The sequence below is a fragment of the Dictyobacter halimunensis genome, from assembly GCF_036245075.1.
This window is the reverse complement of record NZ_BSRI01000002.1, coordinates 4143398-4156830: the sequence shown is the minus strand read 5'-3', so window position 1 is coordinate 4156830 and position 13433 is coordinate 4143398. Positions and strand designations below refer to the sequence as shown.

Here is a 13433-nt window from a genome sequence, read left to right as displayed (position 1 = left end):
GCAAATTTACTATACTACACAGAGTAGTTCATTTTACAAGCATTTGTTGAGCTAAACATAGTATCATATCAACGACTTTTTTTATAATGCTTTGCAGGAGACTTAAGACCAGGTGTGCTATAATAAGACACACACGAGTACCAAATGCGATGCCAGCTAGCATCAATACAAATAATGCATCTCTTGCTGGTATTACTTGTGCATGCTCATTCTTAGAGAGGAGCCCCCATGTTAACTAATGGAAAATGGCTCAGAACGAGCGTTTTCTGGCTCCTGATCTTGCCAATCGCCGTTCTGATCATTGTCTTTATCTTTCGGCCACAGAGTTACGTGAAATCGGTGCCGGCGTCTACCATCCTCAGTGATGTAAAGCAGGATGTTGGAAAGCAGCAGCTAGACACGCTGACGGTGACCGACGGAAGAATCACGCTGGTCAGGGGACAAACAGCGAATGCTCCACAGGAAGCAGCGACCATTGACAGCAACTTTGACATCACGCGGGTGCTCAAAGAGAACAATATCGATTACGCCAATCCAGAGGTACTCAAACTTCAGTTTGAGTCTCCCAGTCCTATCTGGGGCTGGCTTGGTACCATCGCAGGCTTTATCCCTTTCATCTTGCTGGGCATAATCCTTCTTCTGATGTTCCGCCAGGCTCAGGGAAGCAATAATCAGGCCATGTCGTTTGGTAAGAGCCGCGCGCGCATCTTCATGGGCAATAAACCCTCGGTCACCTTTGCCGATGTGGCTGGTGTTGAAGAGGCCAAACAAGAGCTTCAGGAGATCGTTGAATTCTTGAAGTTTCCCGAGAAGTTCGCCGCCCTGGGTGCGCGTATCCCTAAAGGCTTGCTGCTGGTTGGACCACCTGGAACCGGTAAAACGCTGATCTCACGAGCCGTCGCTGGTGAGGCCGGTGTACCATTTTTCAACATCAGTGGTTCCGAGTTTGTCGAGATGTTTGTCGGTGTGGGCGCCAGCCGCGTGCGCGATCTGTTCGAGCAGGCGAAGCGCAACAGTCCCTGTATCGTCTTTGTCGATGAGATCGACGCCGTAGGGCGCCAGCGCGGCGCGGGTCTGGGCGGCTCGCACGATGAGCGCGAGCAGACGCTCAACCAGATTCTGGTCGAGATGGATGGCTTTGATACCAATACCAACGTGATCGTAATCGCCGCCACCAACCGACCAGATGTACTTGACCCGGCGCTGCTACGACCGGGGCGCTTTGATCGGCAGGTTGTGCTGGATCGTCCAGATATTCGTGGGCGCATCGCGATCCTGCAGGTGCACGCGAAGGGCAAGCCACTGGAGCCAGATATATCCCTGGAAGTGCTGGCCAAACAGACGCCGGGCTTCTCAGGCGCGGACGTGGCGAATCTTTTGAACGAGGCCGCCATCCTGGCCGCGCGCCGCAATAAGCGTAAAATCGGGATGAGCGAGCTTGAGGAGGCCATCGATCGCGTGGTCGCTGGTCCGGCACGCAAGAGCCGCATCATCAGTGAGCGCGAGAAATCTATCACAGCCTATCACGAGGTCGGACACGCCCTCGTCGCGCGTATGCTGCGCAATACCGATCCGGTCCACAAGGTCTCCATCGTTGCGCGTGGACAGGCGGGCGGCTTCACCATGCTGCTACCAACCGAGGACCGCTACCTGTGGAGCAAGCCGCAGTTCGAGGATATGCTGGCCTATGCCCTGGGCGGCCACGTGGCCGAGCTGATCATCTTCGGCGAAGTCACTACCGGCGCATCTAATGACATTGAACGCGTCACCAAGATCGCGCGCTCAATGGTGACCGAATATGGAATGAGCAGTCGCATCGGCCCCATGGCGCTCGGCCATAAAGACGAGCTGGTATTCCTGGGGCGCGACTTTGGTGAGCAGCGCAACTATAGCGAACAGACGGCCCGCGAGATCGATGAGGAGATTCGCCGCATCATTCAGGAAGCCTTTGATAGGGCCTACAACATCCTGATGCAAAACAAGAGTCGCCTGATCATGATCAGCGAACGCCTGATCAAAGAGGAGACGCTCGAAGGTCCGCTCTTTGAGTCCCTGTTCAATCAACCGGTGTCTGAGGAGACTCAGGATGAGGGCGAGATGATTGAGACCGTCATCTATGACGGCTATCACGCCAACCGTGGCGAGGAGAAAGGATTGCCTGCACCAAAGTCATCCTATCCTTTACCGCCGCAGCTGCAGCCACCATATGGCAACGACAAAAACACATCGCGCTAAGAAAGGCGTCAAACGTTTTTCTTAGCGCATGATGGCACGGGTTTTCGCACCTGCGGTGCTCGTATATTTTGAGAGGGAATGCAGAACCAGTGCGAAGCACTGGTTCTGCATTCCCTCTCAAAATATATATACCATTTATTTCTACAGCCGAAGGGAAAAAGCTCATGGTCAATATGGGCATGGGAGAGCTGGTAGAAATTATTCTACCGGTCCATGATATGAATCTGCAGGTTGCGTTCTATCACGAGATGCTGGGGCTTCAGGTCTATGAGCCAGAGGGCGTGCAGGATTACCGGGATTTCTATGATGTGAAAATGTATACAGGCACCTGTATGCTGGTTTTACATGCCACCAGGGAAGAGGAGGGCACGAGCGAGAAGGCGCCCAAGCTCGTCTTTCGCGTGGCCGATCTGCGCCAGAGCCGCACGCTACTGCTGGAGAAGGATATCGAGGTGAGCGATATTCGCTCGCCTGAGACTGGTCAGCTGATCTGCGATGGCAAAGATCCCGAAGGGAACATCTTCTCTCTGGAGAGCAACGATGAAAGCGCGCAGACGCCGATCTCTATTACCTCACAACCCGGACGCGCTCCCACCTATGTTTCAATCAATTCGCGCCGTGGTCGCAGCATTACCCTGTTGCGCGACAATAAGATCTTGATCGCCATCGAGGTTCTGGGCATTGTTCTCCTCAACATTGCCAGCACGTCTTTTGGCCTGGTCAGCTTTATGACCATCTTCCTGGTTATTATGGCGCTGCTCTGGCTGCGCGGCAGCAGTTGGAGCCAGATGGGGCTGCGCACGCCGCGCCAGTGGCGTTCCACCATCCTTTACGGCCTGATAGGTGGACTGGTATTATTTGGACTCAGCACCCTGGTTGTGAGTCCCATCATCACCTCTCTCATCCACACGTCGCCAGATACCGCGGTTTTCAATAGCGTACGGGGCGATCCGACACAATTATTTACCACTCTTATCAATATCTGGAGCACGGTCGCCTTTGGGGAAGAGCTGATCTATCGCGGCTATCTCTTTAATCGCATCGCCGATCTCTTTGGAGGAGAGGGCGGCGGCTGGACCATCGCGCTCTTCGGTCAGGCCATTATCTTTGGATCGGCACATGCCTATCAAGGCCTGGCAGGCGTCCTGCTGACCGGGAGCTACGGCTTTCTATCCGGGCTGCTCTACCTGCTCTATAAACGCAATCTCTGGCCATGCGTCATCGCCCATGGACTGATCGATACCATCTCAATCATGCTTACATTTCTAGGCTGGGCCTAGCCGCACCCAATTGATCAGTGGAGAGCCCATGCCTCAGGGGGTTGTCCGTATGGATCACATCATTGTACAATGAGAAGAGTACAGCAAAAGTTCCAGGTTCTTCGTTCCCTTTGCAGGCGATATACATCTGGGAGCCGGAGTTTTCCAGGAACTTTTTTTTCATTGTATGGCAGGGTGTTCTGTTCCCTATGCTCGCTACACATACAAGCATATCAGTTTTTTCACGTACCGTTTTATCTATTTGATGCCTGAGCAATCTATACAGAATACCAGTAATCAACAATATCTTGGATGAAGAGGAGCGGTCTCTATGACAACAACAGAGCTGAACCAACGCGACTGGGTCTCCCTTGAGCAGAAATATTATCAGGGAACGTTTAAACGCCACCCCATCACGCTCGTACGTGGAGAAGGCACGCGTGTATGGGATAGCGAGGGCAAGAGCTATCTCGATTTTGTGGCAGGTATTGCGGTCAATGTTCTGGGCCATTGTCATCCCGCTGTTGTCGAGGCGGTTCAGCAACAGGTGACGCAGCTCGTACACGTTTCTAACCTCTATTACAATGTACGGCAGATCGAGCTGGCAGAATTGCTCGGCATTCAGAGCGATGGGATGCGCTCGTTCTTTTCAAATAGTGGTGCCGAGGCGAACGAAGGTGCCTTTAAGTTGGCTCGTAAGTATGGTCGCCTGCATCGCAATGGCGCCTACGAGATCATCAGCATGGAGAATAGCTTCCATGGCCGTACGATGGCGACGACCGCCGCGACCGGCCAGCCCTCTTACCAGGCCACCTGGGCTCCCCTGCCCGATGGCTTTAAACAGGTGCCATTTAACGATCTGGAAGCGGTAAAAAAGGCGACCAGCGATAAGACCGCCGCCATTCTGGTTGAGGCGGTTCAGGGAGAAGGCGGCATCTGGCCAGCCAGCCAGGAGTTCATGCAGGGTCTGCGCGACTGGTGTGATGAGCAGAACCTGGTGCTCATCTGCGACGAGGTCCAGGCTGGATCGGGTCGCACCGGCAAGTTCTTCAGTTGGCAGCACTATGTGCGTCCCGATATCGTCACTCTGGCCAAAGGGCTGGCCGGCGGCGTGCCGATCGGCGCCATGCTGACGGATCCACGTACAGATATATTCGTGCCGGGCGACCATGGCACGACATTCGGCGGCAATCCTATTGCCTGTGCCGCCGGCATCGCCACCATCAAAACGATCACCGAGCAGAATCTCCTTGACAACGCCACCAGAATGGGCGAGTATTGGAAGGAGAAACTGGAGCAGTTGGGCGCGAAGTATCCCTTCATCGATAGCCCGCGAGGCATCGGCCTGATGCGCGCGGTCAACGTCAAACACGGTCTGGGACCCGTGATTGTGCAGAAAGCGATGGAGCATGGACTCCTCCTCAACAGCACCAATCCACAAACGCTGCGCATGATTCCGCCCCTGATCCTGACCACCGCCGACATCGACGAGGCGACCCAGATTCTCGATGCCACGTTGGCAGAGGTAGCCGACCTACCCGCCGCCCAGGCATAGGAATAAAGACCCAAAGGGAAGGGGTGGAGCCGCAGTCGCGGCTCCACCCCTTCCCTTTGGGTTCCACTGGATAAATCCAAATAGTTTCTTTGACATATGTTTATACACGATGATATGCTTATAGAGTTATTACCTCAGGATATCTAACGTTCAGGTATCTGGTGGTGGGCACGTTGCTGTGCACATGTGGGTGGATGCGAATTACTTCAACAGCCATTCTGCATTTTCTATTAATCATCTAATATCCCTTTATGCCTATTTACATACAGGAGTTCGTTTTGGATAATAATCAATCTTCTACTATGATGATGGAAGAAAAGAAGAAGATCAGGCGTGATTTTCACTTTGTCGATATGCTCTTTTATACCATTGCGGCCATCCTCGGCATCGATACCCTGGGGGCCGTCTCTTCTTACGGGGGGCAGGCGCTGTTCTGGATGCTTTTTTCTGCCGTGACGTTTCTGCTGCCCTATGGTCTGCTGACCGCCGAACTGGGGAGCGCTTTTCCCCAGGAGGGTGGCGTATATGAATGGAGCCGACTGGCATTTGGACGCTTCTACGCGGCCCTGACCTCGATGTTCTACTGGATCTCAAATCCGCTCTGGATCGGTGGCACCATGTTTGTCACGGTCATCACCTCCATCAAGCTGTTCTGGTTTGGCGATATCAATATGCTCTTCGGAGGCAACAAGGTCTCGGATACCCTGATCACGATCGCGATCTCGCTGGCATTTATCTGGGGAACGGTGGTCTGTGTGCTACTGCCGATGCGCACCGGCAGATGGCTCTCGATCGTTGGCTCAATCCTGAAACTGGCCCTGCTGGGATTGTTCGTTATCCTGGCGTTAGCTCTTCTATTCGAGGGGCACGCGCAGGGATCGCATCTACAGCTAGGGGACTTTTTGCCGACGGGCGATTGGAGTCTGATCGTCAGCGGCATACTCCCCCTGCTGATCTTTAAATGGACCGGTTTCGAGGTGCAGAACGGCGCTGGCGATGAGATGAAGAATCCTCAACGCGACGTGCCACGTTCGTTGCTGGGAGCCGGAAGCGTGGCCCTGGTAGCCTACACGATCCCGATCGCGGTCATCCTCCTGGCGCTTAACAAGGAGCAGATAGCCAACTCAAGCGGCTTCCTGCAGGCGATTAGCAATGTATTTGTGGTGCTCCCCGCGCCGCTAATGATGCTGCTCAAAATCATTCTGGTGCCGGCGATTCTTATCACCATGGCCTCCAGCGGAGCGACATGGATGGGAGGCGGCAACCGCACCTATGCGATTGCGGCACTGGATCATGCCGCGCCAGCGGTCCTGGGACGATTCAGCGCGCGCTATGGGACGCCGATCATCACCACGCTGCTCTGCGGCCTCATCGCCACCATTGCCATGGTGGGGACCGTCTTGATCACCGCGTTCGGTGATGGCTCCACGCAATCTCTGTTTGCCCTGGTGCTTGGCTTCACCGTCTCGATCAACACGCTCTCCTACCTGCTCATTTATCCGGCCTACCTGGTGCTGCGCTATAAATATCCGCGGGTCAAGCGACCATATCGCGTGCCCGGCGGCATGGTCGGCGCCTGGCTGGTCACGGTCCTGACCACCGCATACGCGGCGCTGGCGGTCTTCTTCATGCTCTTCCCAACGGATAGTGTGATCCAGGTCTCAAAGGTGGCGCGTCTACCGTACGAGGCGACCCAACTCACGGCACTGGGCATCATCGTTTTACTGGCCGTGATCTTCTATCTGCGCGGCCAACATGAGCGCAAGCAGGCTCAGGAGCAAGCGGAGCAGCAACCCTCCGTCAGCACTGAAACACAACTGGTGGGCAGCAAAAATTAAAAAAAACTGAACAATCCTCTTGCATAATGATACCCCCGGCGCGAATACGCGCCGGGGGTATCATTATGCAAGAGGATTGTCTGCTACTCTCTATGAGAGTGCGCCGCGCATCGTGATGCGTTCGATGGCTTCGCTGACAACATCCTTCACCGTGCGACACTGCCAATCTGGTTTGTTCGTCGCCACAAGGGTGTTATCGGACTGCAACGAGATGAGTAAGGGGAGCGTCTGGACGGTCCCGAGAAAGCCTAGCGCTTCGACGGCGTGTGCTCGCACGACCCCGTTTTCATCTTTGAGCAGTTCAGATAATGGGTCTATGGCGCGCCTATCGCCACACTTGCCCAGCGCCTCAGCCCCCATGGCCCGTACGCTGGGGTGCGCATCAGACAGTGTGCGAATCAAGGGGGGAATGATGCGGCAGTCGGGAATATCCACCAGGGCGCGGGCCGCGTGCGCACGCACATAGTAATTCTCGTCATCCAGCCGGGCCAGCAGAGGCTCCAGGGCGCGTATATCACCAAAGCGGCCCAGCGCGGTAGCCGCCGCCGCACGTACATAGTACGAGAGTCCCTGACTGGTATCGGATAACCAGGGCAGCAGCGCCACCAGCAGACAGGAAATATGTTCGACATAGCGACAGCCAAGCATGCCCAGGGTTTTAATCATGTATGAACGCAGAAAGCTGTCGCTGGTGGTGGTCAACGCCACCTTGAGTGGCTCAATGACCCGCTCATCTCCCACATGGCCGAGGGCAGCGACAGACTCCTGGCGCACACGCTTCTCTTTGTCATGTAGCGCCCTTTGCAGCAGCGGCTCGATGGCCTGCTCATCATTCAGGGCGCCCAGGGCCTCAATGATCTCGATGCGCTCATAGTAGAGGGAATCAGAAAGCAACGCCAGCAGAGGCGCGACCACGACACGATCTCCCAGTAGAGCCAGGGAGTGGATGGCTTCAATGCGCACGCGCTCCTTTTTATCATTGAGGGCCAGCAGCAGCGGTGTGACCGCGCGGGCGTCGCAGAGCAGTCCCAGGGCTTCGGCCGCCTTGCAGCGCGCGTCTGTATAGTCATCGTGTAGCATCGCGATCAAGGGCTCTACCGCCCGATAATCTCCGAGCTTGCCCAATGCCTCGGCAGCCTGGGCGCGAACCGTCGGTTCTTCATCCCTGGTCGCGATCAGTAGCGCAACCACGGCTCGCTTATCGCCAAGCTCCCCCAGTGCCTCGGCCGCGCAATAGCGCTGATCCACCGACTTACTGGCAAGGGCGGCCAGCAACGGCTCCATGGCAACGCTACCAAACGTGGCCACAGCGTGGGCTGCGGCCAGACTGACCTCGCCGCCTTCGTCCTCAAATAAAGAGATCAAGGGCTTGATTGCCCGTGCATCTCTCAATTCCGCCAGCGCGTAGATCGTCTCCAGACGATGCTGACGCCGCGGATGATATAATCCAATCAAGATATCTGGCAAACGATCATCATTGATATACGTTTCGGAAGCAAGCTGATCAGAGGCTATGTCACTATTGAGCGCTGCTGCCAGTGACCCTATTGCACGCTCACATTCGTTTTCCCTTCGTTCCCCATTTGTAGGAAGCTGCACAACATCATCCTCGCTGTTTAGATCAGCGATAAACTGATCTAACGAATGCTCTATATCTATCATACTAATCCTTAACGGCTCTCACATTGCAAATATATATGTTGTATGTTGTTATCACCTTGTTACCTATAGAGGTAAGCCAGGATGCAACATATTCCATTAACATTACGTTTCCTGACCGCCTCCCCTCACAAACTGATCCATAAGTTCTAAAAGATGTGTCTTACTCTCTTTGTGTTGGCGAACATGCTTGCCCCCATACGGGCGTCCGCTACGCGGCCGCACTGGTTTTGTTGGTGTGGTGGTGTATTGGGGGCGCAGATGCGCCCCCAATACACCACCACACCAACAACTGGTTAAAAAGAAAAAGAGCATGCCCACTTGACTGTGTTCGGAGGGCTGTTATACTTATAAGTATGGAAGGTGGTACGTCAGGATCATCTTTCAGGAGATTGAAAATTGTATTCTTCTGGCAACTGGCGATAGAGTAGTGGATAACCACGAGGAAGTCAGGAGAAATAAAAATACAACAGTCGCTCGCCTGGGCTGGATATACGAAAAAAGCGTTCGCGGACGTTTTTGGAATATTGACAGCAAAGGAGTACCGACGATGTCTACACACACTCCCACACAGTCCCTGCTGGTTCGCTATCTCAATAGCCTGGATGGTCAATCCCCCGATTCTGCTGCTGCGGCCTTTTATGCCTCCCTGGACCAGGTCAACAGTGTTTCGCCGACGATCGCTGCCAGCATCATTCAGGAGTTGCAGGATCAGCGCAGCAATTTGAAGATGATCGCCAGCGAGAATTATAGCTCGCTCGCTACGCAACTGACCATGGGCAACCTGCTAACCGATAAGTATGCCGAGGGGTATCCCAACCACCGTTTCTACGCGGGCTGCGATAATGTCGATGCCATCGAGTCGGAGGCGGCCCGGCTGGCGCAACAGCTCTTCGGGGCCGACTACGCCTATGTGCAGCCACATTCAGGCGCCGACGCGAATCTGGTGGCCTTCCTGGCGATCCTCTCAGCCAAAGCGCAGAAACCGGTACTGGCCGAGCTGGGTCAGGAAGATCCATCCAAGCTCTCGCGTGAGGATTGGAACAAGGTGCGCGCGGCGGTTCACAACCAGCGTCTCCTTTCCCTGGATTATTATTCCGGCGGTCATCTCACCCATGGCTATCGCCATAACATCTCCAGCCACCTTTTCGACGTCTATACCTATTCGGTCGACCCACACAGCGGCCTGATTGATCTGGATCAACTGCGCCAGCAGTTGCATGAGGTCAAACCCCTGATCCTGCTGGCTGGATACAGCGCCTATCCGCGCAAGTTGAACTTTGCCCGTATGCGCGAGCTGGCAGATGAGGTAGGGGCCGTGCTGATGGTGGATATGGCCCACTTCGCGGGCCTGGTGGCCGGCAAGGTCTTCACGGGCGAGTTCGACCCGGTTCCACACGCGCACGTGGTAACCTCGACCACCCATAAGACGCTGCGTGGTCCACGCGGCGGCCTGGTCCTCTGTAAAGAGGAGTTCGCCGAGTGGGTCAACAAGGGCTGTCCCGCCATGCTGGGTGGTCCGCTGCCACACGTGATGGCGGCGAAGGCCATTGCCTTCCACGAAGCCTCCAGGCCTGAGTTCCAGACCTATGCCCATAAAATCGTTGAGAACTCACAGGCGCTGGCCGCAGCGTGTGTAGAAGAGGGGCTCAATGTGCTGACCGGCGGGACCGATAATCATCTGCTGCTGATCGATGTGGCTAAAACCTTTGGTCTGACCGGTCGCCAGGCCGAGTCGGTGCTGCGCGAGTGCAATATTACGCTGAACCGCAATTCGCTCCCCTTCGATGCCAACGGACCCTGGTATACCAGTGGCCTGCGCATTGGGACGCCGGCGACGACGACGCTGGGCATGGGACCAGCGGAGATGCGCGAGATCGCCAGCATCATCAAGCTGGTGCTCGGCAACGTCACGGCCGCCAAAACCGCCAGCGGCAAGAAGAGCCTGACCAAATATATTCTGGATGAGCAGATCCTGGCCGATGCGCAGCAGCGCGTGCAGAACTTGCTGGCCCGCCACCAGCTCTATCCAGAGCTCAACCTCGATCTCGTACAGGCAGAAGTAGCAACGGCTACCGCCAACTAAGCAATCGTTCATCCGGCTATCGCTACTATGGCATGGTAAGCGATAGCCGACCATGCAGAGGAAAAGCAGAGCCATCATGACAGAGAACATACAGAACGAACTGAGTTTACGATATGGTTGTAATCCGCATCAGAAGCCGGCACGCGTCTTTATGAAGAGCGGTGATCTGCCCTTTACCGTCCTTAATGGCGCACCGGGCTATATCAACCTGCTGGACGCGTTGAACTCCTGGCAGCTGGTCAAGGAGTTGAAGACGGTGCTGCAGCTGCCGGCCGCGGCCTCCTTCAAGCATGTCAGTCCCGCCGGAGCAGCGGTCGGCCTGCCTCTGAGCGACCAGCTGAAAAAAGCCTACGATGTGGATGACCTGGAGTTGTCGCCGCTGGCCAGTGCCTATGCTCGCGCGCGCGGAGCCGATCGCCTGTCGTCATTCGGCGACTGGGCCGCCCTCAGCGACGTAGTGGATGTTCCGACCGCACGCCTGCTCAACCGCGAGGTCTCCGATGGTGTGATCGCCCCCGGCTATGAGCCAGAGGCCCTGGAGATTCTGCGCAAAAAGCAGAAGGGCCGCTATATCGTGCTACAGATGGATCCCAACTATGAGCCGGCCGAGTTTGAGCAGCGCGAGGTCTTCGGCGTTACTTTCGAGCAGAAGCGCAATACCACCCTCGCCAGTCCAGAGTGGTTCAAAGACATCCCCACCAAAAACAAGGAGCTGACCGGGGAAGCCCAACGAGATCTGCTGATCTCACTGATCGCGCTCAAATATACGCAATCGAACTCGGTCTGCTTCGCGGTCGATGGACAGTGCATCGGCATCGGAGCCGGGCAGCAGTCGCGCATCCAGTGTACGCGCCTGGCCGGCTCGAAGGCCGCCATCTGGTATCTGCGCCTGCATCCACGCATCGCCGAACTGCGCTGGAAGGCGGGGACCAAACGCCAGGACCGCGTCAACGCCATCGATCTCTACCTGCGCGACGACGTGACGCCGATCGAGCTCGAACAGTGGAAAGAGAACTTCGAGAAGGTCCCACAGCGTCTGACGCCGGAAGAGAAGCAGGAGTGGCTCAAGACCCTCAGCGGCGTGGCCCTGGGATCAGACGCGTTCTTCCCCTTCCGCGATAGTATCGATTGCGGCGCCATGTATGGCGTGAAGTACGTGGCCCAGCCCGGCGGCTCTCTGCGCGACGACCTTGTCATCGAGGCCTGCGACGACTATGGCATGGTCATGGCCTTCACCGGCGTGCGCCTCTTCCACCATTAATAGGTTCGGCCCTTGCGGCCGATTTCTCCCTCTCGCATTTGGTGGACATGGGTGTGCGGGGAGAGAAAATCGGCCGCAAGGGCCGAACCCACGATGTGGGCGTTGCCGTGCGGGGAGAGAAAATCGGCCGCAAGGGCCGAACCTACGACGACGACAACGACGATGATGATCGCGGCCCCGATTAACGTTGCATTACACTTTTTCGGGATATGAGGGGACGGCTTCTTCGGCACCCACTACGGTTTCTTTGCTGGCGGGGCCGTTCCCGACTGCCCTGCCCAATAAGAAGGTGATCAGGCAGAGGAATACCACAAAGCACAGGCCGATGCGCAGGCTAAAGCTATTAGCCAGGAAACCAATCACGGGCGGCCCCACCAGGAATCCTACATAGCCGCAGGTGGAGACGGTCGCCAGCGAGGTCTCCGCGGGTCCACTGGAGCTGCGGCTGGCGGCACTCAAGACCAGCGGGAACAGGACCGCTAGTCCCAGGCCCACCAGGCCCAGGCCTACAACCACGATCCAGGTCCAGGGGAAGAGCAGGCCCACCCCCAACCCGACCGCCGCCATCATGCCACCCAGGCAGACGAGTACGGCCGGCCCAAAGCGGGCGGCGAAGATGTCGCCCACACCACGGCCGATGGCCATGCATAGCGAGAAGACAGCAAAGCCAGCGGCCGCCAGGCCGGCACCTGAATGGACCGTACCGTTGAGATAGAGGGCGCTCCAGTCCGAGATAGCCCCTTCACTGATCAAAGCACAGAAAGCAATGGTACCCAGAGCCAGCAGGGTACGCGATGGTCGCACAAACAATGGAGCTTTCTTCTTGCCCGCTGTCCCCTCTTCAACCGGCTTCGCCACAGGAGATGAAGATAGCAGGAAGCGAGAGGCAGCCAGCACCGTGATCGCGGCGAGCAGAGCAACCGCGCTAAAATGGATCAGGGGATCGATGTTGTAGGACGCGAAAATACTGCCGACAAAAGCTCCTGCCAGGGCACCCACGCTGTAGAAGGCGTGAAAAGAATTAAAGATTGGCTTTCCATACTGCTGCTCAACCGCAGCTCCTTGCAGATTCATGGTCACATCCATGGCGCCATTAAAGCCGCCCAGAAAGACCAGGCCCGCGCTCAACGCGATCAGACTGGGGGCCGCCGCCAGCAACGGTAGGGTAATAAACAGGCCAATAGCCGACAAAGTCGTAATCAAAGCACTACCAAAGCGGATCGAGATGCGACCGGCGACATTCATGGCTATCAGGGCACCCACGGCGGCTCCGAGCAAGGCAAGGCCAAATTGTCCAGGTGGCAACTGCAGTTTTGCCTGGACGGCCGGAATACGCGCCGCCCAGCTCGCGATGATCGTTCCATTACTAAAGAAAAGCGCGATAACCGCTACCCGTGCGATAATCACCCGCCGCCTATCTACCTGCTCATAACGTGAAATCATAGTAACCTTCCATCACAATTTTTAACATATCAGGCAAGATATAGAACAATACAGTAATAAATCCGCATCCATGTACAATCTTTCTTCTATATTACCC

Annotated in this window: 8 protein-coding genes and 1 riboswitch; of the genes, 6 read left to right on the top strand and 2 right to left on the bottom strand. The window is 56.0% G+C overall.

Going from position 1 to position 13433, the window contains the following annotated elements:
• The first annotated feature begins 228 nt into the window (after window positions 1-228).
• The 4 genes from ftsH to AABA21_RS31125 all read left to right on the top strand — a co-directional run bounded on the left by ftsH (window position 229) and on the right by AABA21_RS31125 (window position 6887).
• Window positions 229-2235, top strand: a complete 2007-nt coding sequence (ftsH, locus tag AABA21_RS31140) for an ATP-dependent zinc metalloprotease FtsH (protein ID WP_338256245.1) — start codon at window positions 229-231, stop codon at window positions 2233-2235.
• A 164-nt stretch (window positions 2236-2399) separates the two neighbouring features.
• Window positions 2400-3515 (top strand): CPBP family glutamic-type intramembrane protease, encoded by a 1116-nt coding sequence (locus AABA21_RS31135; RefSeq protein ID WP_338256244.1) that lies wholly within the window; start codon window positions 2400-2402, stop codon window positions 3513-3515.
• Between the two features lie 310 nt (window positions 3516-3825).
• Window positions 3826-5049: an acetylornithine transaminase gene (locus AABA21_RS31130; RefSeq protein ID WP_338256243.1), complete on the top strand. Its 1224-nt coding sequence runs from the start codon at window positions 3826-3828 to the stop codon at window positions 5047-5049.
• A 278-nt stretch (window positions 5050-5327) separates the two neighbouring features.
• On the top strand, window positions 5328-6887 hold the full coding sequence (locus AABA21_RS31125) for an APC family permease (protein WP_338256242.1): 1560 nt from the start codon (window positions 5328-5330) through the stop codon (window positions 6885-6887).
• 90 nt (window positions 6888-6977) lie between these two features.
• Here the strand turns inward: AABA21_RS31125 and AABA21_RS31120 are convergent, their stop codons facing one another.
• Entirely contained in the window at window positions 6978-8549 is a 1572-nt protein-coding gene (locus AABA21_RS31120) for a HEAT repeat domain-containing protein (protein WP_338256241.1), read from the bottom strand.
• Between the two features lie 399 nt (window positions 8550-8948).
• Window positions 8949-9040: riboswitch (ZMP/ZTP riboswitch) on the top strand.
• A 56-nt stretch (window positions 9041-9096) separates the two neighbouring features.
• Here AABA21_RS31120 and AABA21_RS31115 point away from each other — a divergent pair.
• Window positions 9097-10632, top strand: coding sequence for a glycine hydroxymethyltransferase (locus AABA21_RS31115; protein ID WP_338256240.1), 1536 nt, complete (start codon window positions 9097-9099; stop codon window positions 10630-10632).
• Window positions 10633-10708: 76 nt separating this feature from the next.
• Window positions 10709-11893 (top strand): phosphoribosylaminoimidazolecarboxamide formyltransferase, encoded by a 1185-nt coding sequence (locus AABA21_RS31110; RefSeq protein WP_338256239.1) that lies wholly within the window; start codon window positions 10709-10711, stop codon window positions 11891-11893.
• A gap of 192 nt (window positions 11894-12085) precedes the next feature.
• Here AABA21_RS31110 and AABA21_RS31105 read toward each other — a convergent pair whose 3' ends face one another.
• Window positions 12086-13336, bottom strand: coding sequence for an MFS transporter (locus AABA21_RS31105; protein WP_338256237.1), 1251 nt, complete (start codon window positions 13334-13336; stop codon window positions 12086-12088).
• Between the last annotated feature and the right edge of the window lie 97 nt (window positions 13337-13433).